We start from the raw sequence: 25,475 nt of genomic DNA, 5'->3' as shown, positions 1-25,475 counted from the left end.
TCAGTATGTCAGTTCGGTATCAGACACTTTCATATTAGATTTCATCAGTTCTTCAAAGTCCTGCATTGCCTTAACCAAAACTTCAACACTTTCAAGCGGGAGTGCATTATAAAGTGAAGCACGGAATCCTCCCACTGTCCGGTACCCCTTTATTCCTACAATTCCACGTCCTAGTGCAAAGTCCAAAAATGTTCTTTCATGCGCTGGCTCAACCGCTCTAAAAGTCACGTTCATTCGCGAGCGATGAGCCAGACCCGCCAGTCCGGCAAACAATGGATTACGATCAATTTCTGCATATAATCTGGCAGCCTTCCTAATGTTAAGCTGCTCTATGGCTTCTACACCCCCATTGTCCTTCAACCAAAGCATATTGAGCATGGCTACATAAATTGAAAATACAGGCGGCGTATTAAACATACTTTGATTGTCTTTAAAAATCCTGTAGTCAGACATAGACGGCAACGGTTTATTTATTTTATCCAATAATCCATTTTTTACAATCACCAGTGTCATTCCCGCAGGCCCCATATTCTTTTGCGCCCCGGCATAAATAAGATCAAAATCACGTACATTGATCACCCGTGAGAAAATATCGGAAGACATGTCACAAATAAGCGGGACCCCAGACCGGGGAAAACTAAAAATCTCTGTGCCTTCTATAGTATTATTAGACGTGCAATGGATATAATCCGCATCACACTTACTAAGGTCGCAATCAGGTATATAGTTATATTCCCTGTCACCTGACGAAGCAGATATCTCTACATGACCATAATAGGCTGCTTCCTTAATTGCTTTTCGGGCAAAATATCCGGTATCAAGGTATGCACCTTTTTTTGTTAAAAAATTTAGTGGGACCATTGAGAACTGGGTACTTGCCCCACCCTGAAGGAAAAGTACAGAATAATCATCCGGCACTTTCAATAGTTCACGCACTAAAAGTTGTGTTTTCAAAATCACCGATTCAAATTCAGGTGAGCGGTGCGACACTTCAAGTATAGAAAGGCCGCTATCGTTCCAGTTGATCACCGCAGTGGCCGCCTGTTGCATCACAGATGTGGGAAGGATACATGGTCCAGCACCGAAATTGTGTTTTTTTGTCGTTTCCATCAAATAGAAAAAGTTTATATTGATGTTGTAAAGTTCTATGCTTTAAAACTTTAAATTTCCGACAACTAAAAAGTCAAGAAATATTCCTGTTAAAGTCTATTTAACGGGAAATAATAGTGGTATTATTAAAAAAATAAATTGCGAACGGAATATAATTCGCAATACAATTTGAGAAAGAACCTATTTACGTAACTATTACACTAAGATCTTGTTAAAGCTGATGGCGGCAGTACTTTTGTTAAATATTAATATTACAACAAATATTGCATAAACAATATTTTTTATATTAATTTTGCATTAAAAAACAATATAAATATCAAATAAAAAATATTATGAAAAAATCAAGTTATGTATTAATGATTGCCGGAATAGCGATAATAATTGTAGGTAGCTTTATATTCAGGAATCTTAGCTATATAAATGCCGTAGATGCGCATGCCTGGTCGATTAATATCAACGGAATTAAATCCTTTCCATGGGTTAGCTTTAGTGGTGGCGTGCTTTTGGTAATTGGAATCATCTTCAACATATCCAGCCGGGAACAAAAAGGCCGTCGCTTTGAGTAACTTAAAATGCTAAGGAGCCTATTACTGATTGTCGTCCTTGACAATCTGAATCAAAAGCTCAGGTTTTAAGATTGAAATGGATTTACCGTTCAGTTCTATAATTTTCAACCGGGTAAGTTCCTGACATACCTTAAATAACGTCTCGTAAGAAACCCCTGCAAAGGACGAGACATCCTGTTTAGTGATTTCTATACCAATTAATCCGTTTTGATCCGATCCAAACTGATCCTTTAATGCAAGAAATGCCTGGGAGATCCTCGCCTTAACGGACATATGTGCCAGATTTCTCATCCTCCTTTCAGACTCCTGGAGTTCATTTGCAAAAAAACGCATCAGGTGATAAGTGAAATTGGTATTTACATTTAAAGTGACTTCAAAAAAAGACATATCTAAATGACACAATAAAAGAGGTTCAAGTGCAGTAGCCGTCACAGGAAAAACAAGGCCATCGCCTAGCCCCATGTGCCCAAGCATATCGCCGGTTTTTGCAAACCGTATAATGAGGTCCTTATCCTGATCCCATCTTTTGTGTACCTTTACTGTTCCCTTATAGATGAAGAAAATACCAGTGGCCGGATCACCTTCATTAAATATCCGCTCGCCTTTTTTTACTTCCAGGTTTTTCCGGTGAACACCAATAGCGGGAAGCCAAGCCGGAAGACAATATTTACATAAAAAACAAGTATTAAGGTCGCAGGCATTATTGCATTCTTTCATAAGGGCTAATTTGCATCAATTATATCAAATAACTGAAATCTAATTCATAAAATACCACATTACTGTTGAATGGAATAATATTGTATAAGCAACAAAAAATAGATATTAAATCCAATGATAAATATAATTTTTATTTAATAAACAATATAAATACCTTTGCACTGCCAAAACTCAAAGGCACATCTCGCGTCGTTTGCAAATGGACATCTTTATGAAAAGAACAGATTTTAACAATGGGATTCCTATCTCACTATCTTTAGATTATTTAAATCACCAGGAAAATGGCAAAAATCAAAGTCTTATTTTAAAAAAAAGACTGATCCGCATTTCAATTCTTTCCATCATAGTCGCAATTGCCATCAGCTTTATCGCAAAATTGCTGATCTACCTGATCGATCTGGTTACCAATTTGTCTTTTTACGGCATTGCCGATGTAAACTTTCGCAGCCCTGCCCAAAATCACCTGGGTTGGTGGGTAATTCTGATTCCCGCCATTGGCGGTCTTATTGTTGGGTTTATGGCTCTTTATGGCTCAAAAGCCATCAGGGGTCATGGGATACCAGAAGCAATGGAACAGATCCTGGTAAATGACAGTAAAATAAAACCCATAATAGCTTTTCTAAAACCAATATCCTCAGCGATAGCCATAGGCACAGGAGGCCCATTTGGCGCAGAAGGCCCCATTATTGCTACCGGAGGAGCATTAGGCTCCACACTCGGCCAACTTTTCAGAATTACATCGAGTGAACGAAAAGTAATCCTTGCAGCAGGTGCAACAGCCGGTATGTCAGCCATATTCGGCACACCTATAGCCGCAATATTTCTTGCCGTCGAACTATTACTTTTTGAGTTTTCACCCAAGGCGATTCTTCCTGTAGCACTAGCTTGTATTACAGGCTCAGCAGGGCATCACTTTTTATTCGAATCCGGACCGGTATTTCCAATGCCAAATTTGAGCATACCCGGTAATTTTGCACTTGGGATTTATAGCTTTATAGGCATCTTTATAGGTTTTTTGTCACTTGTACTTACCAAAGCTGTTTACTATGTAGAAGATGCTTTTGAAAAACTTCCGGTACACTGGATGTGGTGGCCTGCCCTCGGTGGCCTTTGTGTAGGACTTATCGGTTATTATCAGCCCAATACACTCGGAGTAGGTTATGACAACATCATCAATGTGCTTTCAGGAAACGTCACATTGACACTTCTGTTAAGCTTGTCACTATTTAAATTTATTTCCTGGGCAATTGCACTCGGCAGCGGGACATCTGGCGGTACACTAGCCCCTTTATTAACTATCGGCGGTGCCTGTGGCGCGATTGCAGGCTCGGTAATCATGCTTATTTTTCCCTCAGCGGACATCAATCTGTCAATGGCAGCCCTGATCGGCATGTCAGCTATGTTTGCAGGCGCATCGCGTGCATATCTGACCAGCATTGCCTTTGCCCTCGAGGCAACCATGCAACCCGCCGCCCTACTCCCGCTTCTTGGTGCCTGTACGGCATCTTACCTCATTTCCTTCTTCTTCATGGAAAACACCATCATGACAGAAAAAATAGCAAGAAGAGGGATATATACCCCGGATGCATATGAACCGGACATCCTGAGAAAACTGTCTGCCGGTCAGATCATTTCAAAAAAATCACTCATAATAACTCAGGAAACGCTGATCTGTGAAATACGCAAGATTTTAGAAGCACGCACCCTTCTGGATACACACATCCTGGTTGTTGACAGTCAGGGGGATTTTTTGGGAACAGTAGCCATAGTCGGTCTGTACGGAAGCAAAGTCAATCCGGAAAAACCAGTATCCTCGATCACAAAAAAACCAGATTGTGCCATAAGGGCTAATGAAAGTCTCTCCAAAGCGGTTGAGTTAATGTCTGAACTTCAGGAAGAGATCATTCCGGTGATATCTGAAACCGGGCAAAAGATCATTGGTGTATTGACCTACAAAGACATTCTCAAAGCTTATAAGATCCAAATACGCGAACGCAAAGAAGCAGGTATCAATCTGTCTTTAAAAAGACAGAGGATGAAAATGATGGTCAAAGGAAAAAACCTTTATAAAGCAACCCGATCTTAATGACATAATACAATCCGGAGTATTTTTTAGTACTCTCTATAGCCTACGAGCCGATTGACGAATCCAACATGGACACATACCTCTATTGGGGAGATTCAAAAAGCACAAAAGGTAATCGTTGTTACGGAAACGACATGATAAATAACGATCCCCAGGCACCATATCAAATTCGCTAATGTGGTCATGGCCAAAAAGTACATCGGTCCCATAAAGAAAACCAAATAGTACGCGAATAGCCGATAGCTATTGTAAGCCAAATTCCGTTACTTTGCGCGATTTCAATATCATGTCACTACTCAAAGAAATATCTGCTAATTATAAAAATTCATTTACAGGACTAAGCCGGGAAACCTGGGTACTCAGTCTTGTGATGCTCATCAACCGCAGCGGATACATGGCGGTGCCATTCATGGGTTTATTTGTCACACAGTCCCTGCACCGTTCCGCTTCCGATGCAGGTTTTATCATAACACTGTTTGGTCTGGGATCAATTCTCGGCGCTGCCGCAGGAGGTAAACTGACCGACGTCATCGGCTTCAGGCCTGTGCAGATAGTCGCGTCAGTAGTAAGTGGTATATTCTTTATCTTTTTTGCAAGTATAACGCATTTTCATACCCTTTGCGTACTTGCAGTAGTGATCAGTTTTTTCTCAGAATCATTCAGGCCAGCCAATTTTGCGGCTATAGCAGCATATGCAAAACCAGATCTCCAGACTCGTTCATATTCCTTAAACAGACTTGCAACCAATATAGGCTGGGCTGTTGGGGTAAGTTTGGGTGGTATTATAGCATCCTACGATTACAGGTTACTTTTCTATGTAGACGGAACTGTAAGCATCCTGGCGGGTTTGGGTATTCTGTTTTTCCTGCCAAGAATCAAAGGTTACCGGAAAGCAGTACAAGAAAAGGTAAAAGGAATTATAGTCAGAAAACCCTGGGAAGACTGGATATTCATTAAATTCCTGTTAATGAGTACGTTATTTGTAGTTTGCTTTTTCCTGATGTTTAGAGTTGTGCCTGTTTTTTTGAAACAAGTCTGGAAGGTAGATGAATTTCTGATCGGACTTATTCTTGGTCTTAACGGAATCATCATTGCCATATTTGAAATGGTGATGATCCATAAAATTGAAAATAAACGATCACCAGTCTTTTTCATTATTATCGGGGTATTTTTTATTGCCGGTTCTTTTCTCGTGCTGCTACTTCCTTTTCCTGCACCCACACTGCTGGGTGCGCTGTCTATGATCTTTTTCACCATAGGCGAAATGTTCGCCCTGCCCTTTATCAATACTTTTGTAATGAGCAGGGCCAGTGAATTTAATAGAGGCCAATATGCCGCGGGATACATGCTTTGCTGGTCAATCGCACAGGTAGTGGGCCCAACAGCAGGCTTTTTTATCGCTGAAAGGTATGGATATAACTTGTTATGGGTGCTGCTGAGCTGTTTGCTGTTATTCTGCGCATACATGTACAAAACAATAAAAACAACGACATGAAACAGCAGCGTAAAATCTATTTTATCAGTGGGCTCGGTGCCGATAGACGAGCCTTTAGCAAACTAAAATTCCCGGCACAATTTGAGCTGGTACACCTTGACTGGGTCTCAGCATTACGCAATGAATCTCTCATACATTACGCTGACAGATTATCACTTAATATCGATACCTCTACCCCATTTTACCTGATGGGCTTATCGTTCGGAGGCATGCTGGCTACAGAAATAGCAAAGAAACTAAACCCCGTTCACACCTTCCTGATATCCAGTATACCAGTTTTTAAAGACCTGCCGTGGTATTACCGTGCAAGCGGCGGTTTAAACTTGCAAAAACTTGTCCCGCTGGACTTCCTGAAAAAAGGCAACACTATTGGCTTAAGATTTCTTGGTGCCAAAACTGAGGAAGAAAAAGCATTACTCAAACAACTGATTATAGACAGCGATCCTGTTTTCATCAAATGGGCACTAACAGCCATACTCAAATGGAGAAATACCGAGCTCCCATCCAATATCACCCAAATACATGGGACAGCAGACAACATACTACCACACAAGTATACCAAACCGGACATCCTTATTGAAGGCGGAGGGCATTTTATGGTTTATGCCAACGCAACGGAAATTATGGAAACAGTCAGCGTCAATCTTGTCTAAGTACCTTTTCAAAAACAAGAAAGTGTTGTATGGGCATAAACTGACCATTCTGGACCAGATGAAAACCATTAACAGCCAACTCCTTCTCTATTTGCCTAACACTCATCTTGTGCTCCGGCTTTATCGCAACAGCAGGGTCCTCCTGTTTATACTCCAGAAGCAGCAACTTGCCTTTTGATTTCAACGCCCGTTTTATCGCTTGTAAAAATTCCTGTGGATAGAGCAGTTCATGATATACATCCACCATGATTGCCAGGTCAATCGATCCATCCGGCAAATTAGGAGATTTTTCCGCTCCCTTGATCACCGTGACATTACCTGTCTTTAGCTCAGCAGTTCTTTTCTTTAAATAAGCAATTGCATCATCCTGAATTTCAACCGCATAAACCCTTCCGTCTGTCACCTTCCGCGCAATTCGAAAAGTATAAAAACCAGAACCTGCACCGATATCAGCAACAATACTATTCTTTGAAACAGGTAAATTGGAAATGGCCAGATTTGTATTCTCCTCTTTAGAACGACTGTAGCGCTCCAACCAGGCCATACCATCAAAACTCATGATACCGGCGATTTCCCTGCCCATATATACCTTGCCCGTCCCATTTGCCGAAGGCGTTTTATAGCTATAAATACTGTCTTTTTTTTGGGCGATGGCATTGCCTCCAATCATAAGGCCCAGTAAAACCAGAAGTTTATAAATATTCATATCTCCAATTTACAAGAAAAACGTAAGTATATTCGTTACAATAGAAAATTTAATAATATGCGCATCCTAACCATTCTTAGCTTTTTTTTCTTTTGCACCTACAACAACATCGCCCAACCCCGCCCAGCTTTAGAGATCACCCACCTTACAGGCAATTTCTATGTCTACAAAACCTACAATCTTTATCAAGGCAACTATATCTCAGCAAATGCGATGTATCTGGTTACAAACAAGGGTGCAATATTATTTGATACCCCTTGGGATGAGAGACAGTTTCAGCCCTTACTGGACACTATTGAACATAGACACCATAAAAAAGTCATCCTGATTATCGCTACCCACTCCCACGAAGACCGCGCGGGAGGTTTTGGTTTTTACAACGGAAAACGTATTCCCACGTATAGCACAAAACTTACTGACGAAATATTAAAAAAAGACGGCAAGCCCCGCGCCACCAGAACATTTAAAAACGATACCACATTTACAATCGACCGGTACAAATTTCAAACGTGTTATCCAGGCGAGGGACATACAAAAGACAATATGGTGATCTGGTTTCCAAAAGAACGCATACTTTACGGCGGGTGTCTAATTAAAAGTACCGACACCAAGACACTTGGCTTCACAGGTGAGGCCAATCTGCAGCAATGGCCAAAAACGCTCAACAAGCTGAAACAAAGATACCCCTATCCGAATTATATCATCACAGGTCATGACAACTGGAAAGGCACAAAATCGATAGATCATACCCTTAAATTGTTAAAATAAATTTGCGTAACCAAATGGTGCCCTATATATTTGTAACCATATGGTTTCATTTATATATTATTTAAACACTTAGAAATATGGGAACTCAATCGCTGATTGTAGAACGCACCTACAATGCACAGATCGAAAGGGTCTGGAAAGCCATCACTGACAAGGATCAGATGAAAGAATGGTACTTTGAGCTTGAAGAATTCAAAGCCGAAAAAGGATTCAAATTTCAGTTTACCGGTGGAGATGAGAACGTACAATACCTCCATGAGTGTGAAGTACTATTTGTAGACCCGCCCAATAAGCTTAGTTACAGCTGGACCTATCCTGAACATAACAGCGGATATTCTGTGGTCACCTGGGAACTGTTTAAAGAAGGAGAAAAGAAAACCAGATTAAAACTGACCCACGAAGGCCTTGACAGCTTCCCTAAAGACGATCCAAACTTTGCAGTTACGAGCTTTACAAAAGGCTGGAACTTTATACTCGGAGAATCACTTAAAAATTATGTAGACACAGGAGATTCAAAAGGAAACTAAATAACTTCAGGCTTGTTACTACATAAATTTTTAATTTATCTTTCTAGCCATAGATTGCGATGCTGAATTCAATTCGGGAATCGATTGTACTTGGATCGGTACCGTTTAGGGATTAAACGGCACTTTGTGGAATAAAAAAAAGGAACCGATACATCATCCGCTATATCGCTTCAAAAAAAGTTAAATCCGCATTGAAATTTTCCATTGCTTTAATGCTGTCCCCACGTAATATGGCTTTGATCTTTCTGTTTCCGTATTTCAACATAATATCGGTTTCAGTAAGATCAAACCTAATGGTGATCTTTTTGTCCAACGGAGGATCGGTAATCAGCAAATAATCACCATCAAGAACATAAGCTTCACTTGCCGACAGCTTTGACCGGTCTGCAAAAGCGGGAATTCTGATAAAAAGCGGGGCCTGTTTCTTTATATAAACAGATAGTGCATCATGGGTATACGGCGATTCGATCCGGAGTGATTCAGAATCATAATCAAAAAGCAGATTCACATAATGTGCCTGGTTTTTAAAAACATAAATATTCCTGTATGCTTCACAAAGCGAACCTACTCCCCCACCTACAATATCCAAATTAAAAGAGATCACTTTATTGCCCAAAGGCCGGTGTCCATACGGAGCCGGAAATCCGAATGCTCCCCTATGGCGTTCCGCAACATCTCTTTTCCCATTTTCATTTTTGGGGTTTAATGGCTCCTTAATGAAAGAAATATCCCTGAGCTGGGCTGGTAATAAATGAGCACGCAAGATACGTTCCGCGTGATTATAATATTCTATATATCCCCACTTTGCAAAAATCAGCGCAGTTTCCAAAATATCACCCGTATTGTTGATCTCTCCCCTGTCCGGATCTGAATCCGGATCACAATTCTCAACCGACCAGCCGATTGCATTGCTAATCTCTGTAAGACCGTTATCAAAGAACACTTTTACCCGCATCAGCAAATGAACATCCCCGGTAGCATCAGCCAGCTGTGCCAGAGAAGACATCACACAAGTAGTAGAATGAGTATGCGTACCAAAAAGATTGTTATCGAAACCGCCTTCCGGCAGGAAAAACTCATCAAGCGCCTTCTGCTTTAATAATAAAGCCAGTTCCAGAGCCCGTCCATACCTCGTAGCATCGTAAAATTTCACCAGAGGCCCTATCGCTCTCGCTATTCCTGTTATGAACGGCCCCCTCCACTCGATCAGGCTAAGCCCAAGTTCTTTTTCAATATACTGTTTGTTCCACCCATTTCCGGGCGACCAATTGTCAAAAATGAATTCGATACTTTGTTCCGCAAGCGTCCTGGCCTTTTTTGAATTCCTAAACTTAACCAGCGCATACAATGCATGAAAACCCTCTCTGATGTTATGCGGCAGAAAATTCACAGGCTCTCCTCCTATCTTCTTTCTATTCAAAGGCATTGGAATTTTTCCACTGTAAGCATAAAAAGCAGCTGCACTGTGTTTCTCAATCACGTTTTTCTCAAGCTTTAAATCCAGTATATCCTCCGCATTTAACAACGCGTTTAAGTGCCTTCCAGGAATATGTGCCTCAGAATGTGAATCATTAAACCATAAGCCGCTGGACTGCTCGTCTATTGAACTGCCAAAAAAAGGAATGTCATGATCGTCCGCATTAAAAACATGGCTCATGGTCTTGCAGCCTAACGCTATCGCTCCACTTATATCAGTAGTATTTACGTCACGGAGCCTGGCATTACCCTTGTTTCCCTTATAATGACTGTTCCTGTTAACACGGCTGCTAGTGCCAAATGCGAATGCATCCAGATAGCCGCCGACTAAAGTGATGGCGGCTAATCCTCCTACGTTGTATAGGAAACGTCTTCTTGAAGAATTTAGCTTGCCCATAATCAGGTCACAAGTTGGGTCAAATTATTGGTTAATCTAAATATAGCAAAAGATCAAAACTTCTCCACTACTTCTGCTTCCCGATATGATCAAAATATTTCATCACTTCTTGCTCAGTAGCTTCTTGTAACTGTACTCCTTTGTCAAAAAGCGATACCCTTAATTCCCGGTAAAGTAAAACCGAATTCTTTAAGCTGTCCAGCAGTGACTGTTTGTCATACTGAGGAATGGTCCGTTTTAGAAAATCCAGGTCCTCATTGTTTAGACCCATTTCAACTTTTCTAACCCCCCGCGGCAAATTGTCATTTTTAACGTGCAATAAGGGGCCAAAAACAGTCATCCTTAAAAAACCAAAAAAATCAAACGCTTCCAGGTATTCACCACGACCAATTTTAAGCAATGCATAGTGTACCCAGATCCAAAAACGATCCTCTATCCATTGATAATCCGGATGAGGAAATTTCGAAGCAGAACTCCTGATCACATTGCTCAACTGGCTATCCTTATCCAAAAGGATTACAGGCGTCTCTACACGCGAATGAAACTCATCGGGCGTTAAAAATTTTATATCAACATGCAGCAATGGTTCATCATACAAGCAAATCAGAAGTCTGGGTTCTCCCACATATTCCCCGGTAAAACCCGACAAAAAATTACCCAGACGTTTTGCATATTCCATCATTATTTCCTTGTCCCCGGAGATTTTTTCTCTAGTGACCAATATGAGGTCAAGATCTGAAAACTCATCAATCTCATCAGTCAGCCAGGACCCACCAACAGCCAGACCAACTACATTGTCATCTGATTCCAAAATAACCTTAGCTCGGTCCGCAAATTCTACTTGTGCAGTTTTGTTATGCATTGCTTACTATATTGTTTTTTACACAGTTTTAAAATTATTCAAATATAAACAACACCCAACCAGGACTTCCCTGACTTTGTGAAAATTTTAGCAATGAAAAGCAAAAAGATCGTCTCTAAAATTCGGTAATGATATTTCTCAAAAGCTCTCCACGTACATCATTATCCTTTTAAACTTATCAACCTAAACCACCGCAAACTACCCATACAATAATTTCAAAATATCTTGCTAAATTAGGAGCAATCACAATCCTGACAAGTATGGCATGAACAGCACCTTCAAAAATTACAGCAGTATCACCTGGTTGCTCGTCGGCATTACACTTGGCAGTATCTGCGGCGTCGTTTTCGGCAAGCAGGCGGAGATACTCAAGCCAATAGGCGATATCTTTCTCAACCTGCTGTTCGTAGCAGTCATTCCGCTTGTATTCTTTGTCATCTCCTCGGCAATAGCCAATATAGAAGGCGGCCAGAAACTAAACCGGATCCTGACCATCATGTCCCTCGTATTCCTCGGCACACTGGTTCTGGCCGCGCTGCTCACCATCACCGCCGTCAGCCTGTTCCCCGTTCATCAGGAAGTAGCCAAAACAGCACCACCCATACTCGAAGAAACCAATGGCAAGCTCACCCGAGATGCAATCACACAACTATTCACTACCGGCGAATTTTACCTGCTGCTTTCCCGCAAGAATATGCTTGCGCTGATCATCATCGCAATATTGGTTGGCTTCGGCACCCTAAAATCCGGACAACAAGGACTGCCTTTCAAAAACTTTCTCAACTCAGCCAATGAAGTCTTTAAAAATGTCTTCATCATCATTATGAAAGCAGGACCAGTTGGGCTTGGCGCCTATTTCGCCTACCAGGTCGCCGTATTCGGGCCCGAGCTGTTTGGCACCTATGCGCACATCCTTGGCATAGGCTACGGCGTCAGTATCTTCTACTATATCATATTCTTTAGTCTTTATGCCTTCATTGCCGGAGGAATAAAAGGCATCCGCCGGTACTGGCAAAACAACATAGTACCATCAGTTACAGCGGTAGCCACCTGCAGCAGTATAGCCACCCTTCCAGCAAACCTTGCCGCCGCAAAAAAGATGGGCATCAATGAGGTTATTGCAGGCATCACCATCCCACTTGGAGCAACACTGCACAAAGACGGTTCCAGCATCTCCTCTATTCTAAAAATGACGGTTGTATTTGCCATGTTTGGCAAGAGCTTTAACAGTGCCGAGGTCATCCTGCTTGCCCTGGGGATCACTGTATTAGTCAGCGTGGTAGAAGGCGGTATCCCAAATGGAGGTTATATTGGCGAACTGCTCTTCATATCAGCCTACGGATTTCCATCAGAAGCCCTGCCACCGGCCATCATCATAGGCACCCTGATCGATCCCGTAGCCACATTGCTCAATGCTACCGGCGACACCGCTGCCGCAATGGTCATCAACCGATTTGCAAAAGGGAAAAACCAAGAAGCGATCGCAGCATAATCACCAAAAAGCCAAAGCTAATTTTTTCATGTCATCAATCTTTAATTTCGCAAGACAAAGAAAAAAAATTAATGAAAGAGACTTCTTTAATAAGTCCTGAAAACCGGGGTCTCAGGCTTTAGTAAAACCAGATGCTGGTTGTAACTTGGTATCATTGCTTTCATCTCCGAAGCAGTCTTTTCACCTGGAGAGGCAAAAGTCCAGGTCTTTCCCTGGTCCGGGCTAAAACCAACAATAGACGATCCTTTCATTTGATAAATTTATCAGCAAGCTACTCAATTTTGCCAGATGTATCAAAAAAATGGACTGCAGCCCGATTCAGGTGCTCAGTGTCACCATTAGTAAAATAACCATTGAAACGAACTACGGCATCATGTTAGGTAAAAAGATCAGGAACCGGGTACCCACATTAGGCTCAGAGCTAAATTCTATTGTTCCCTTCAGCTTTTCGACAGTTTCCTTTACCAGATATAACCCAAGACCAGAGCCGTTCGATTTTTTTGATACCCTGTAAAACATGTCAAATATCTTTTCATGATGCGCTTCACCAATGCCTATACCATTGTCTTTCACCAATAGCCACGCTCCACAACTGTCAAAATAGATCTTCACCTCAACAAAAGGGTTCTCCTCCTGCGGATTGCTATATCTGATCGCATTCGATATCAGGTTATTCAGAATCACGTGAATTCTTTTTCTGTCTGAGTAGAAGGCATCATTGTCCTCTATTTCAATCCTGATGTCAAACTTCGAATTATCAGCAGCATTGATGAACTTCAGGTCCGTTTTGATCTGTTCCAGCATTTCAGGAAAGTCGATCTTTCGGCTTTTGATCTCCATGCGGGCATTCCGGGCATAGTCCAAAATATCAAGAATAAATACGTCCAGTTTTTCAACACTTTGCTTCATCATAGACAGGTTTTCCAGCAGATTCTGATCGGTTGCTTCATGCTGTGTAAGCAGAATCAGGCCCAATATAGAAGCCAAAGGAGCCCGGAGATCATGAGAGACACTATAAACAAAGCGATCCAGTTCCTGATTGGTCTTGGCCAATTGCGCATTAGAAGCCTCGAGCGCGGCCTCATATTGCCTGCGCTCAGTAACGTCCCTGAAATTTGCAATGTATCCGTTAACGGCCGGCTCGTCCAGCAAGTTACTTACATAACCCTCCGTCCACCTCCATTGTCCGTCACTACGTTTAATCCGCATCTGAAACAGAAAGGCTTTGCCAGGCTCTTTCAGTAATAGGCCCAATAAGTCTCCCATTCGCTCACGATCCTCCGGATGGATATATTTCAGAATGCTCGTACCCACAAACTCGTCCGGAGAAACACCCGTGATCACCGACATCGACGAGCTTGCAAATGTAAAGACCAGTTTGTCATTAGACACAGTTATCGCATCCATCGAATTCTCGATCAAAGCACGAAACTTTAGATCTGCTTGCATTCTGGCAAGTTCAGCCTCCTTCCTGGTTGTGATGTCAAAGATGATACCGTCGATCCGCACTAGTTTTTTGTGCTCATCCAGCATTGGAGTGATCTTCGACTCCACCCAGCGAATACTGCCATCTTTATGGAGAATACGATACTCGCTGTCAGTGGTTTGTCCCGCCGCGAGTAGAGGCATACCTGAAGTCACCAAATGTTTATCTTCGTCTAAAATGACCTTGAACCACAGGTCCGGGTCAGTAAAGAATTCCTCCGCATTATACCCATAAACAGATTTGCAGGCTGGAGACATCTGCAAAAGCTCGCTGTTCCTGTTATTTTGCATAGAAACGGAATAGAAAACCTCCGCCATCGAATTGAAAAAGGTATCCGCGCTGAGTTGCCGCAGGGCAATATCCAAATCATCAAACAATCGTTTGTAGGGCTCAGGAACAAAAGAACTGCCTAAGTGCTCGCTTATCAGTCTTTGTAAAATCGGATGACTCATCCCCCAATTTATCTAAAAAATGTTCATATTCAAACCAATACGGACTTTTTCTTCTAATTACCTTAGCCATACATCAACGTTATTATTTAACGGCCTGCAGAATTCTATCTTTTTATTTCTGATCCAAAAAAATAACTATATTCAACGCTTATGAATACACAATTCGATGCGAAACTTAAAAAACTCAACATCAACCATTACTTGATTCCAGATGGACAACTAGAACGTTTACAGGCTTTTATTAATGAGTTCAGCACACACGAAGACTTCAAAACAAACCAAAGTACCTTCATCTATCTAAGGGCTGATGCCCTAGCCAACACACAGAGACACGAAGAGGCAATCGAGGCATTTACACAATTGTACAAGGACCAAACCTATATATATATCCAACCATGATGGCGCAGCGAATCGCAGAACAATTGCTCCTGCTTAATCGTGAAGATGAGGCGCTTTCACTAATCAATGAAGCGTTAAACAATGAAAACAAACCAGTCGACCGGCTCTACCTTTTATATTCTGCCCTTTCCAACCTCGACGATCCAGATACCCAGCTTCAAAAACACAGCAGTCAGGTTGAAGAGATCTCACAACATCTGGGCATCGAAGTCCCAGCAAAAAAAGAAACTTTTTCCGCAAAAATCACCTACCTGAGAAATGAATACAATAAAGCCAGCCGCCGGTACGGCGAAATGATGATGAAGAAATTCCACCTGCCAAAACCCGAACAAATTGCAGCATTAGAACACTATATTGAAAAAGAAGTTGTAAAAGAGTATAAGACACTTGCAAAAGAAGCACTTCAAGGGTTACACTCCAACAATGAGAGCTGATTTTTACTTTTTCTCCGGTGGGGTATTCACGATTTCTCCAAACTCATTTACCCAGGCCATCATGCTTTCCAGGTCAGAACCCGTAGAATTTTGCTGGCGCTCCAACTTGCGTTGCTCCTTATCTTCTTTTTTCTTTTGTCTGTTTTTTTCAAGTTGCTTTTTCATAAAAGTTGCCTGAGATTTAGCCATAAATTGATGTTTTCGTTAAAAAATAACTTCTCTGCGTTTACAGGTATGCCTGTATAAAAGATGATGAAGGGTAATGAGAATCGAGAAGAGTATAATTGTCCCTTGTGTGCAAATATACGTATTTCCTACCGAAAATCCTAAAGTAAGGGCTAGCCATGATAAGCCATCGCCTTCGACAACTCCTCATTAAGCAAAAACTCCTTTTTCAGCCGTTCCAGCTTTGCCATAGCGCGATTGAAAGCATCATCACCAAGCAGCAAATAAAGTGGCGGATTCTCCATAAACGCAACATCAATAATCGCAGCAGCCGCCTTTTCCGGATCCCCATCCTGCTTACCATCTTTTGTCAGAAGCAATTCCTGGGCATTATGCACTGTTGTATATTCCCGAATGGTATGCTGTGCGATATTGATGGAATCCGTATTTAGAAAACTAGTCCGGAAAGCACCAGGAGCAACTACTGTTACTTTAACACCAAATTCCGCAACATCCTGCGCCAATACCTCAGACAATCCGACCACCGAAAACTTTGTAGCCGCATAAACAGCCCAGCCGCTTGTAGCGGCAATACCCGCTATAGAGGAAATATTGATAATGTGACCCGACATCTGTGCCCGCATATAAGGCATCACTGTGCGGATGACGTTCAGCGTTCCAAAGACATTTATTTCAAAGCAATCGCGCGTCTCGCGGTCACTCAATTCCTCAATGCTGCCGCCGATACCATAACCTGCATTATTGATGACCACATCTATACTTTTAAAAGCCGCATTTGTTTGATGAAGGGCACAACCCACGCTGTCCTCATTAGCAAGATCTACCTCCAGCGGCAAAAAATTAGGTGCAGTTCTCCCCACAGCAGCTACCAGTGCGTCCAAATCGCGGGAAGTAGCAGCAACATTCTGACCCGCCTCAAGTAATTGCCTGACCAGACTTAATCCAAATCCTTTAGAAGCGCCTGTTATAAACCAAGTTCTGATGTTCTCCATATCTCTTTTGTTTTGATAATACAAAAGTATGACGGAACACACACGGAACGTATACATTATTCAAACCAATGATTACGAAATTCAAGCAAGACGAAATGCAGAAGGCGTAGTACTGGTCTGTTTTTTGAAAAAATTATTAAAATGAGTAGGTGCCTCAAAACCCAGGCAGTAGCTGATCTCGGAAACGTTCCAGTTGGTATGACGTAAAAGTGCCCTTGCTTCAATGGTCAGGCGCTCCATAATATGATCAGTCGTTGTCTTTCCGGTCGTCTGACGAACCGCGCGGTTGAGGTGGTTCACATGTACGGACAGCCGGTCGGCAAAATCCTTGGCAGAGCGCAGGCCAAATCTTTGCGATGGGGATTCGATAGGAAACTGCCGTTCCAGAAGCTCTGTGAAAATAGCTGTAATACGTGAATTGGCATCCGGGTGCTGAAAGAGCCTGTCAGAAGGCTGAATCTTCATGGCATAATGAAGCAGCTCCGTAACATAGCTGCGAAGCAGGTCATATTTAAAGATGTAATCAGAATTGATCTCTGCCAGCATCTTTTCGAAAATAGCGAACACATAGGCATCCTGTTCCTCGTTAAGCACATAAACAGGATTCGCTCCGGGAGAAAACATCGGCAATTGATGGACATTGTTGCGCAGCATCTCGGTAAAAAAGGATTCCTTATAAATGCAAAACCTGCCGCTATGCGTCTTATTGAGGTTTTCGAAGGTATACGGAACTATCGGATTAAAAAATACCAATGCCGATCCATCCATCTCGATACTTTTATCTGCATAATGCACGATCCCCTTACCTCTGAACAAACTGATTTTATAAAAATCCCGGCGACTATACTGAATCGGTTTCGCAGCAGAACTATGAGTATCTTCAGATCTGAAAACATTAAAGTGCCCGATATCCTGGGTGAAGTTATCAGGCAGACAGTTAAACTTTTGCTTATAAAAATCTTCCAGGGTTTCCGTATGTGCCATAAATCAAAGTTACACAATTCAAACTAAAATCACAATCGGCACATCATATTTCTCCATCCCCGGAATAAACAGATGGCCATCTTCCTCATCCCTTGTAATAAATAATTTACTTTCAATGTAATATGCTATTAATTCGTAGCTTCGTTTACATCCTGTAATCAACCCTTATTGTACAAATTATGTTAAAAACAACACAAACATCGAAGGAACTCAATTATCAGACACTAATGGAAACCCTTGGTAAATTGATTGACCCATTGGAAAAGCAATTGCAACTTACTCCAAACGATTCTGTCCTTAGTTCGGAACTTGACCGGTTCAAAACCCTGTACCATCAGTTGCAGGAAAAAATGGAGCCAGGAAGCTTATAAGCCCGAGTCAAATTCCACAATCCATTCAATGCCATATTTATCCCTAAACATTCCGGCATAGGTGCCCCATGGCGTATCACCAATATCGCCTTCAACCTCTCCACCGGCTGATAAACCATTAAAAATTTTGTCGGCTTCTTCACGACTTTCAGTGCTTGCGACTATTTTAGACCTGTTTTCGTTTTCGTTTACCTGGCCCATAAATTCCGGAACATCATTGGCTATTAACACATTATGCTTGCCGATAGATAAACCGATGTACATTATTTTATTTGCTTCATTTTCTGCAACCTGAAATTCAGGACCCGACAGATCCTTGAAGCGGATGATCTTTGTGAAATCCCCGCCAAAAACTGATTTGTAAAAGGTGAATGCTTCTTCGGCGTTGCCATTAAAGTTGATCCACGGATTGATTGTTCTCATATTTTTATTTTTTAATTTTTTCCAATAGTTGATCTAAATTGTTCATTGTCATCTTGACTCCTTCTGTGAAGCCCATTTCAATCATCCTCTCCATGCGGGCAAGCGATTCGTTAAAAATGGTGATACTTACTTTCGTCCTGCCATCTTTTTCACTGAAAATATAATCCCATTCAGAACCCGGCAATTCAGGACTTTCGTCCTTGTCTGCAAAAGAATTATACATTTTAAAATTTGTTTTCGGAGTAATGGATGTATATCTCTGAATTGCCCAACGCTCCTGTCCGTCAGGGCTTATCATAGCATAAAACCTTTGCCCTCCCACTTTGAAATCCATATACTTAGTCCTGGCGCGCATTGGTGCAGGCGCTCCCCATTGGTCCAACAGCTCTGGCTTAGTAAAAGCATCCCATACTAAAGGAAGTCCAGCATTAAACTCCCTGGTTATCAATACAGTTTTCGCTGCTTTGTCAACATTAAAATCAAATAGCAAATCGTTGTTCATTTTTTCTGTTCTTTAATTGTTGATAATAATTCGTCAAGTTGACTAAATTGAATTTCCCAGCTTTGTCTGAATTGGGCTACCCAGTTGTCAAACTCTTGCATTTTTTTTGCATTAAAGTGATAATAAATCTCCCTGCCGCTATACTCAGGTGTAATTAATTCACACTCGTGCAATACTTTAATATGTTTCGATACCGCCTGCCGGGTCATATCAAATTTTTCGGCCATCGCATTAGGCGTTAATGCCTGAATGGCAACTAAAGTTAAAATGGCTCTGCGGGTTGGATCGGCTATTGCCTGAAATATATCTGGTTTCATTTTATTAAACGTGCAACTTTTGAGTTGCTAATTTACGCGCAACTTTTGAGTTGCGCAAATTTTTTTAATTTTTTTTGAAGGGAGTCCACCATGATCAAACTTGCTAACTATAGTCTAATTACTTTATATTTAAAAAAAACTAGTTTAGACGCTTAAATTTGATGTTAGCCTTCAGTTTCAAGTTCGGTAAAATCTACATTGCATTCCTTTGCATCTGCTGCGCTATAAGCATTGCAGGCTGCAGACAGGAGAAAAAAGCCAAAAAACAAAATCAAGAAAAATCCAAAGCCATCAAAGAATGGAACAAAACCATTCCCGGCAACTTTAGTGCGGAGCAAAACCGGTTTCTGGATTCTATGGAAATCGATAGCTTTATAAACAAGTATCCCCTATTTCAACCCTATGCGGCAGCGATCCGCGAATTTTATGGTGGTCGCAACCTTGCCTATGCATGGTATGCCGACAACCGGTTGATAGAACAGGCAGGAAACCTGGCCGACCGTGTAAAAAATCTTAAAAATGAAGGCATATCTCAGGAAACCCCTTACAGAAACATCCTGGATTCGCTATTGTATGCCAAAGCAACCGGCACACCAGATGTGAAATTGGAGCTGATGCTGACGGCCAACTATTTCGTCTTTGCAAAACTAGCCTGGGAAGGCATGGATCCGTCCATCAGCAAATCTTCGCAATGGTATCTCCCGAGAAAGAAGCTATCCTATGCAGCTTATCTGGACAGCCTGATCAGTGCTCCCGAAAAGGCATCGAAAACTGCTGCACCGGTATACAGGCAATACGACCTCTTGAAACAGCATTTGTCTCACTATCGGCAACTGCAAAAAGAAGACCCCATATGGACTCCTATAGCCAGGACGACCAAATCTTATAAACCGGGCGATTCGGCAGCACCAATAGCCGCAATAAAAAAAAGACTTTTTAAACTGGGTGATTTTAAGGGCGACACGCTCAGCTACATTTATGACGAAGCGCTGGAAACCGCCACGAAAAGTTTTCAAAGCAGGCACGGTCTCCCAGGCGACGGGCTTATAGGGAAAGGCACACTGGATGAAATGAATGTACCGCTGACTAAACGGATCAGGCAGATTCTGGTCAATATGGAAAGAAGCCGTTGGCTGCCTGTACATATGGATTCTACGTATTTAGGTGTCAATATTCCAGAATTTAAGCTGCATGTATATCATTCAGACAGCCTGCTATGGAGTTGCAATGTGGTGGTCGGACAATCGATACACCGCACAGTTATATTTTCTGGTGATATGAGATATGTGGTGTTCAGTCCTTACTGGAATGTACCTGAAAGCATCGTCCGCAATGAAATCATGCCAGCAATGAAGCGAAACCGCGGATACATCAACAGCCACCAAATGGAGATTACCGGCTACAGAGACGGGATTCCCGTCGTAAGACAGAAACCGGGTCCGCAAAACTCATTGGGCCTTGTAAAATTTTTATTTCCAAACAGTTACAACATCTACCTTCACGACAGCCCGGCCAAATCACTTTTTAATGAAAGTTCGAGGGCATTCAGCCACGGCTGCATCAGGGTAAGCGAGCCATTTAAACTGGCTGCCTTTCTGCTGCAGGACTACGACAACTGGGACGAGCAAAAGATCAAAAACAGCATGGACCGGGGTGTAGAGCAATATGTTACCCTGAAGCATAAAATCCCTGTTTTTATTGCTTATTTCACAGCTTTTACCGACCGAAAAAACCTGCTTAATTTCAGAAAGGATATTTATAACAGAGACGATACGCTGGCCAAAATGCTGATTGAAGATTAATCAATAGGATGAAACACTTATACACTTTTCAGGAATGCAATATTGGTGACTTTATAATTTAATGCACTTGTAGTACCGGCAGTTACATCAATGGTAACACCTGTAATTTTGCCTGCCATCGATGACGATAGAAATACTGCTGTATTGGCTATATCTTCCATAAGCGGGAGCTGTTTCAACATGGTATCGTCTTCCAATTTTTTGAGAAAACCTTTTACCTCATCCCCGCCTGATTCTAAGGCTTCCCTAAAGGGTCTCGAATCAGGAGATCCAGCCGAACGGATATTCACTACACGAATGCCATAGGGGCCCAATTCGGATGCAAGGTTACGTGAAAAGCCTTCAACGCCGTTACACGCAGGGCCAAACCCGCCTACATTGGCATATCCTATACCTCCTGGCGTAGCAGTAAGTGAAAGGATCACTCCAGGCTTATGTGATTTCATTGCCCTTCCGGCAGCTGTCGCTGTTATAAACTGTGTTTCCAAAGCAATATTTATTGGGCGCATAAAATCCTCCAGCGCCATATCTGTTAGTGGAATGTCCTGTGTGTCCTGCCAGCCTATCGCATTAAATGAGATATCCACAGATCCTACTGTATGCAATACAGAATTTATATGGTCATTTACCGATTTTTCATTTCTGGCGTCTACCTGGTCAATGGAAACCTTTCCACCTGCCGCCTCAATTTTACTGGCTGTTCTTTTTATGCTCTCCAGATGATAACCTGTCAGGAATACATGGGCACCCTGGCCTGCAAGTGCAGTGGCAACGGCTCCTCCAAGTGATCCGCCTGCGCCATATATAATTGCATTTTTATTTTGTAATAACATATTGTAGCTATTTGATAATCGAATTTGTAATAAAATACTGATTTACATACTGTGCAGTCATGACAAAATATAGGGTCGTTTGCGACAGTATTGTAATAATTGGATTAAAGTCCTAAAGTTTCACAAGATCAAAACTACCAGAACCACAAATTGTTAGCAAGAGAAGAAACACAAATATGTAGATCATGACAAAAGAAAATAAAGAGATACTTCAAAAGGCAAACGCTTTGATTGCTAAGAAAGACTATGAAGGCTTTCTGACCTATTGTACCGAAGATACCCTATGGGTATTTGTCGGGGAGCAGATCCTAAATGGCAAAGACGCCGTTCGTCAATATATGAAAGAAAACTACCTGGAACCCCCGCGGTTTCATGTCGATCAGATCATCGCAGATGGCGACTACGTCACCGCGATCGGTAAAATCAGCATGAAAGATCAGGACGGTAAAGTTGTAGATTCAGACTATTGTGATGTCTGGAGGTTCCGCGAGGGCAAGATGGCAGAATTAAAAGCATTTGTAATCCCATCCGACAAACAAAAGACAGATGTCACAGAACACATCACGGTGAACCGTCCTTAAGATTTTACTTTATTCCAAATGACATAGTAAAGGTATACATTCGGGTATCCAGATTCCCGCCCGTATCGTTGAGCGCTCTATTAAACACCGGAGAAAGGGTATAACTTACCCTTAGATCTATATACCCTTCATACAAGGTCCCCAAACCATCGCCCATTTTGATGCCGGCAATAAAGCTATGGTTAAAGAACCTTGTATCCTGAAGTTTTGATTTGGCATCCTGCTGGATGTCACTTTCCTTGTAATAATCCATTTTGGTTTTGCTGCTGATCACAACAGCAGGCGCAATGCCCGTATATACCTTCCAATAGGTTTTAGCGGTTCTTTTACTAAAATTATAATTGAGTAGAAGCGGCAGTTCCAGGTAGTTGATTTTGTACTTAAAATGATTGTAAGCACTATTTTCCTTCCCTTCCCTGTCTATAATAACTATCCAGGGAACTTGTTCATCGTATTCCATCCCCTTGGTATTGTACAGCAGTTCGGTAATAAATGAAAATCCCCTGCCCAGTCGCACATCTATAGTTATTCCCGGCACAAAAGAAGGCCTTTCACCGCGCTTAAAAGCGCTTAAACTTTCATCCGGCTGATCAAAAGGAGCAACATCATCCGTAAAATAGGACAGGTTAAATCCCGCTTTTATACCGAATTTTATTCTCTGCGATCCATCCTGTGCCAGGCATTCAGCACTCATAGCGAACAGCAATAAAAACAGCGCAGCACATTTCATTTGATTTCTCATAAATCACCAATTACAGTTCACTATCACCCAGCAACTTTGCATCGCGGGTATTCTTTTGTACAGCAATCGCAGAAAACAAACTCAGTGAGAACGCCATGGCATAAAAACCCTTCTCACTTCGGGCAAGATCTGCATTCCACAGGCCAATCGTCAGCAGTACCATTGCCGCAATAGTAGCAAACCAGCTCAGGCCATAATAAAGATCCGTAACGGCAAGCCCCTCTGCCCGGTCCCTGACGCTTTTTTGAACGGAGATTACCGCAAATAGGCCAAATAATAAAATAGTAAAGTAATAGCCTTTTTCGTTCAGCTCTATACTTGCATTCCACAGACCGATGCAATATCCCACTGATCCTGTCAATAACGCAAACCAAGAGGCACCGATAAATGCGGCAGTTGGTTTAAATGGGCTTCTGACATGCCCGTCATGTTTTACGATGACTGAATTCTCTTCTGTTCTTTGTTGTAGCGTTTCCATATCTGTTGTTTTTTTATTGATATGAAACGAATGTCGGATGTAAAACAAACCTGAAAAAATCAATATCTGAAAATTACTGACGATATCATCTCGTAATTATTGTACTTTTATGTGTATAAACATATCGATATGGACTCAATTCTGGAGCTGATGAACCTGCTCAACAGCAGCGATAAAAAGCTTTTCAGGCAATTTTTACAACGAAAAAACAAGAGAGTCGATGTCAAGAACCTCCAGCTACTCGATTTGATAGAAACTGACGATATCAATGGACTGGACAAGCTTTACGAATCAGAGAAAAATAAGGATGCGTACTATGCTTTACGGAAAAGGCTCCAGGACAATTTGTTGCTGTTCTTATCACAGAAAACCTTTGAAAGCAATCATTCTGACACCTATGAAGCCCTGCGCCTAGTCGTGGTCGGACGTTTTCTGTTGGAAAATGATGTAGTCAGGATCGCATTCAAATGTTTAGATAATGCCGAACGGCTTGCAGAACATTTGGAGCAGTTTAACTTGCTGAACGAGCTTTTGCTGCTGAAGCTGCAGTATGCACATCTGCCTGGAGCAGAAGACTTCGAGGCGCTGACAGCCCGGTTTTCGCGGAACCAGTCCAATATGCAACGCGAGGCAAAGCTCAATATGGCCTATGCCTTTTTGAGACAGGAATTACAGGAGATCCACCTGAAAGGGAAGATCGTTAATTTGACGGCCCTGATGGTCATCACGATCAGGAAATACAAAATTTCCGCACAGGACCTGATGACCTATAAGTCCATTTATCAAATTCTTTTCATTGCCAATGAGTATGCGGCGATACAGCAAAATTATGGATTGATCACCCGATATATCAACCGCACAAACCGGTTTATGAAAGACCAGACCGGCAAAATACAGTCCTATCTTTTTTATCACATATCCATCCTATATTTTTTGGCAAACTTTCATCTGCGGCAGATGGACTTTGAAGAAAGCAACTCCTATCTCAGGGAGATGATGGATTTAATGGCAACAGATAACCGGTATCATGATCTGTTTTATTTACGCCATCAGTTACTCCTGGCGCTCAAACTGTACTTTACAGGCGCTGCAGACAATGCGATACCCCTATTGCAGAAATCGCTCTCCAATACAAAAACCACCGCCAAACCAGAAGATATTGAAGATCTGCGGGCATGTCTGACCATGTTTTTAGCGCTGTGCAATAAACGGGAAAGTTTGAAACAGCTGACCTTACTGACTCGTACCGATGCCTGGTATGAAAAAAGAATGGGCATGTTATGGACCATCCGAAAAAACCTGATGGAAATTTTGATCCATGCCCAATTCTCCAACATTGAGCTGGCTATATCCCGCTTAAACAGCTTCAAGCGAAGGTATAAGAAGTACCTGTTGAAAGCTTCGGAGGAACGCGTGTTAACCTATCTGAAGCTGGTAGAAAAACACCTGCAAAAACCCGGTATGGCCTCTGAATCCACCTTTCAAAAAGCGGTTTTAAACCAGCTGGACAGCGCAGGAAACAAAGACATCTTCAGTTTGAGCTTTATCGCCTGGCTCATAGCGCACTGGGAGAAAAAAACAGCTTACGAAGTCCTACTGACAATCATACAGAAAACCCCAGAGTAGTCTATACCGCCC

At 42.0% G+C, this 25,475-nt stretch carries 28 protein-coding genes; 12 read left to right on the top strand and 16 right to left on the bottom strand.

The features are described from left to right. The gene (gene serC / locus QEP08_RS06745) at positions 1–1,110 is read right to left on the bottom strand and encodes a 3-phosphoserine/phosphohydroxythreonine transaminase (RefSeq protein WP_285056724.1); all 1,110 of its coding nucleotides are present in this window, start codon (positions 1,108–1,110) and stop codon (positions 1–3) included. 332 nt (positions 1,111–1,442) lie between these two features. Here serC and QEP08_RS06740 point away from each other — a divergent pair, with 332 nt between their 5' ends. After that, positions 1,443–1,676, top strand: coding sequence for a hypothetical protein (locus QEP08_RS06740; RefSeq protein WP_285056723.1), 234 nt, complete (start codon positions 1,443–1,445; stop codon positions 1,674–1,676). A 21-nt stretch (positions 1,677–1,697) separates the two neighbouring features. Here the strand turns inward: QEP08_RS06740 and QEP08_RS06735 are convergent, their stop codons facing one another. Continuing rightward, positions 1,698–2,393, bottom strand: a complete 696-nt coding sequence (locus QEP08_RS06735) for a Crp/Fnr family transcriptional regulator (RefSeq protein ID WP_285056722.1) — start codon at positions 2,391–2,393, stop codon at positions 1,698–1,700. A 211-nt stretch (positions 2,394–2,604) separates the two neighbouring features. Between QEP08_RS06735 and QEP08_RS06730 the strand changes: the two genes are divergently transcribed. The 3 genes from QEP08_RS06730 (at position 2,605) to QEP08_RS06720 (ending at position 6,627) form a co-directional block, all read left to right on the top strand. Next, positions 2,605–4,479 (top strand): chloride channel protein, encoded by a 1,875-nt coding sequence (locus QEP08_RS06730; protein ID WP_285056721.1) that lies wholly within the window; start codon positions 2,605–2,607, stop codon positions 4,477–4,479. 286 nt (positions 4,480–4,765) lie between these two features. Then, positions 4,766–5,974: an MFS transporter gene (locus QEP08_RS06725; RefSeq protein ID WP_285056720.1), complete on the top strand. Its 1,209-nt coding sequence runs from the start codon at positions 4,766–4,768 to the stop codon at positions 5,972–5,974. After that, entirely contained in the window at positions 5,971–6,627 is a 657-nt protein-coding gene (locus QEP08_RS06720; RefSeq protein WP_285056719.1) for an alpha/beta hydrolase, read from the top strand. Before QEP08_RS06725 ends, QEP08_RS06720 begins: the two co-directional genes overlap by 4 nt. Here the strand turns inward: QEP08_RS06720 and QEP08_RS06715 are convergent. Beyond that, on the bottom strand, positions 6,614–7,333 hold the full coding sequence (locus tag QEP08_RS06715; protein ID WP_285056718.1) for a class I SAM-dependent methyltransferase: 720 nt from the start codon (positions 7,331–7,333) through the stop codon (positions 6,614–6,616). The two genes, QEP08_RS06720 and QEP08_RS06715, sit on opposite strands and share 14 nt — an antisense overlap. A 57-nt stretch (positions 7,334–7,390) precedes the next feature. Between QEP08_RS06715 and bla the strand changes: the two genes are divergently transcribed. Both bla and QEP08_RS06705 read left to right on the top strand, forming a co-directional pair. Then, positions 7,391–8,101, top strand: coding sequence for a BlaB/IND/MUS family subclass B1 metallo-beta-lactamase (bla, locus tag QEP08_RS06710; RefSeq protein ID WP_285056717.1), 711 nt, complete (start codon positions 7,391–7,393; stop codon positions 8,099–8,101). 77 nt (positions 8,102–8,178) lie between these two features. Further along, positions 8,179–8,628 carry an SRPBCC family protein gene (locus tag QEP08_RS06705; protein WP_285056716.1) on the top strand — a complete coding sequence of 150 codons (450 nt, stop codon included), beginning with the start codon at positions 8,179–8,181 and terminating at the stop codon, positions 8,626–8,628. 160 nt (positions 8,629–8,788) lie between these two features. Here QEP08_RS06705 and QEP08_RS06700 read toward each other — a convergent pair whose 3' ends face one another. After that, the gene (locus tag QEP08_RS06700) at positions 8,789–10,501 is read right to left on the bottom strand and encodes a hypothetical protein (protein WP_285056715.1); all 1,713 of its coding nucleotides are present in this window, start codon (positions 10,499–10,501) and stop codon (positions 8,789–8,791) included. A gap of 67 nt (positions 10,502–10,568) precedes the next feature. Beyond that, positions 10,569–11,363, bottom strand: a complete 795-nt coding sequence (locus tag QEP08_RS06695; protein ID WP_285056714.1) for a hypothetical protein — start codon at positions 11,361–11,363, stop codon at positions 10,569–10,571. A 265-nt stretch (positions 11,364–11,628) separates the two neighbouring features. Between QEP08_RS06695 and QEP08_RS06690 the strand changes: the two genes are divergently transcribed. Further along, positions 11,629–12,855 carry a dicarboxylate/amino acid:cation symporter gene (locus tag QEP08_RS06690; RefSeq protein ID WP_285056713.1) on the top strand — a complete coding sequence of 409 codons (1,227 nt, stop codon included), beginning with the start codon at positions 11,629–11,631 and terminating at the stop codon, positions 12,853–12,855. Between the two features lie 86 nt (positions 12,856–12,941). On the opposite strand, the gene QEP08_RS06685 is transcribed toward QEP08_RS06690, so the two are convergent. Further along, positions 12,942–13,106, bottom strand: a complete 165-nt coding sequence (locus tag QEP08_RS06685; protein ID WP_285056712.1) for a hypothetical protein — start codon at positions 13,104–13,106, stop codon at positions 12,942–12,944. A 112-nt stretch (positions 13,107–13,218) separates the two neighbouring features. Then, a complete protein-coding gene (locus QEP08_RS06680; protein WP_285056711.1) occupies positions 13,219–14,793 on the bottom strand; it encodes a sensor histidine kinase in 1,575 nt (524 codons plus the stop codon). A gap of 395 nt (positions 14,794–15,188) precedes the next feature. Here QEP08_RS06680 and QEP08_RS06675 point away from each other — a divergent pair, with 395 nt between their 5' ends. Next, positions 15,189–15,626 (top strand): hypothetical protein, encoded by a 438-nt coding sequence (locus QEP08_RS06675; RefSeq protein WP_285056710.1) that lies wholly within the window; start codon positions 15,189–15,191, stop codon positions 15,624–15,626. A gap of 3 nt (positions 15,627–15,629) precedes the next feature. On the opposite strand, the gene QEP08_RS06670 is transcribed toward QEP08_RS06675, so the two are convergent. The 3 genes from QEP08_RS06670 to QEP08_RS06660 form a co-directional block, all read right to left on the bottom strand. Beyond that, entirely contained in the window at positions 15,630–15,791 is a 162-nt protein-coding gene (locus tag QEP08_RS06670; RefSeq protein WP_285056709.1) for a hypothetical protein, read from the bottom strand. A 173-nt stretch (positions 15,792–15,964) separates the two neighbouring features. Continuing rightward, complete coding sequence (locus tag QEP08_RS06665; RefSeq protein WP_285056708.1) at positions 15,965–16,804, bottom strand: SDR family NAD(P)-dependent oxidoreductase; 840 nt, start codon at positions 16,802–16,804, stop codon at positions 15,965–15,967. An 81-nt stretch (positions 16,805–16,885) separates the two neighbouring features. Next, the gene (locus QEP08_RS06660; protein ID WP_285056707.1) at positions 16,886–17,788 is read right to left on the bottom strand and encodes a helix-turn-helix domain-containing protein; all 903 of its coding nucleotides are present in this window, start codon (positions 17,786–17,788) and stop codon (positions 16,886–16,888) included. Positions 17,789–17,967: 179 nt separating this feature from the next. Between QEP08_RS06660 and QEP08_RS06655 the strand changes: the two genes are divergently transcribed. Then, positions 17,968–18,159, top strand: a complete 192-nt coding sequence (locus QEP08_RS06655; RefSeq protein WP_285056706.1) for a hypothetical protein — start codon at positions 17,968–17,970, stop codon at positions 18,157–18,159. On the opposite strand, the gene QEP08_RS06650 is transcribed toward QEP08_RS06655, so the two are convergent. The 3 genes from QEP08_RS06650 to QEP08_RS06640 are packed head-to-tail and all read right to left on the bottom strand — an operon-like array spanning position 18,154 to position 19,401. Continuing rightward, complete coding sequence (locus tag QEP08_RS06650; RefSeq protein WP_285056705.1) at positions 18,154–18,582, bottom strand: VOC family protein; 429 nt, start codon at positions 18,580–18,582, stop codon at positions 18,154–18,156. The two genes, QEP08_RS06655 and QEP08_RS06650, sit on opposite strands and share 6 nt — an antisense overlap. A gap of 4 nt (positions 18,583–18,586) precedes the next feature. After that, positions 18,587–19,084: an SRPBCC family protein gene (locus tag QEP08_RS06645; protein WP_285056704.1), complete on the bottom strand. Its 498-nt coding sequence runs from the start codon at positions 19,082–19,084 to the stop codon at positions 18,587–18,589. Further along, entirely contained in the window at positions 19,081–19,401 is a 321-nt protein-coding gene (locus QEP08_RS06640) for an ArsR/SmtB family transcription factor (protein WP_285056703.1), read from the bottom strand. Before QEP08_RS06640 ends, QEP08_RS06645 begins: the two co-directional genes overlap by 4 nt. A 161-nt stretch (positions 19,402–19,562) precedes the next feature. On the opposite strand from QEP08_RS06640, the gene QEP08_RS06635 reads away from it, so the two are divergent. Beyond that, positions 19,563–21,203, top strand: a complete 1,641-nt coding sequence (locus QEP08_RS06635) for a L,D-transpeptidase family protein (protein WP_285056702.1) — start codon at positions 19,563–19,565, stop codon at positions 21,201–21,203. Between the two features lie 17 nt (positions 21,204–21,220). On the opposite strand, the gene QEP08_RS06630 is transcribed toward QEP08_RS06635, so the two are convergent. Beyond that, positions 21,221–22,036: an SDR family NAD(P)-dependent oxidoreductase gene (locus tag QEP08_RS06630; RefSeq protein ID WP_285056701.1), complete on the bottom strand. Its 816-nt coding sequence runs from the start codon at positions 22,034–22,036 to the stop codon at positions 21,221–21,223. 185 nt (positions 22,037–22,221) lie between these two features. Here QEP08_RS06630 and QEP08_RS06625 point away from each other — a divergent pair, with 185 nt between their 5' ends. Then, entirely contained in the window at positions 22,222–22,617 is a 396-nt protein-coding gene (locus QEP08_RS06625; protein WP_285056700.1) for a nuclear transport factor 2 family protein, read from the top strand. Positions 22,618–22,621: 4 nt separating this feature from the next. On the opposite strand, the gene QEP08_RS06620 is transcribed toward QEP08_RS06625, so the two are convergent. After that, the gene (locus tag QEP08_RS06620; protein WP_285056699.1) at positions 22,622–23,359 is read right to left on the bottom strand and encodes a porin family protein; all 738 of its coding nucleotides are present in this window, start codon (positions 23,357–23,359) and stop codon (positions 22,622–22,624) included. A 10-nt stretch (positions 23,360–23,369) separates the two neighbouring features. Continuing rightward, positions 23,370–23,837 carry an inner membrane protein YiaA gene (gene yiaA / locus QEP08_RS06615; protein WP_285056698.1) on the bottom strand — a complete coding sequence of 156 codons (468 nt, stop codon included), beginning with the start codon at positions 23,835–23,837 and terminating at the stop codon, positions 23,370–23,372. A 129-nt stretch (positions 23,838–23,966) separates the two neighbouring features. On the opposite strand from yiaA, the gene QEP08_RS06610 reads away from it, so the two are divergent. After that, positions 23,967–25,463: a hypothetical protein gene (locus QEP08_RS06610; protein WP_285056697.1), complete on the top strand. Its 1,497-nt coding sequence runs from the start codon at positions 23,967–23,969 to the stop codon at positions 25,461–25,463. The last annotated feature ends 12 nt before the right edge of the window (positions 25,464–25,475 follow it).

It is taken from the genome of Pedobacter ginsengisoli (genome assembly GCF_030244015.1).
In the GTDB taxonomy this organism is placed as follows: Bacteria; Bacteroidota; Bacteroidia; order Sphingobacteriales; family Sphingobacteriaceae; genus Pedobacter; species Pedobacter ginsengisoli.
This window is presented reverse-complemented; position numbering and strand designations above follow the sequence as displayed.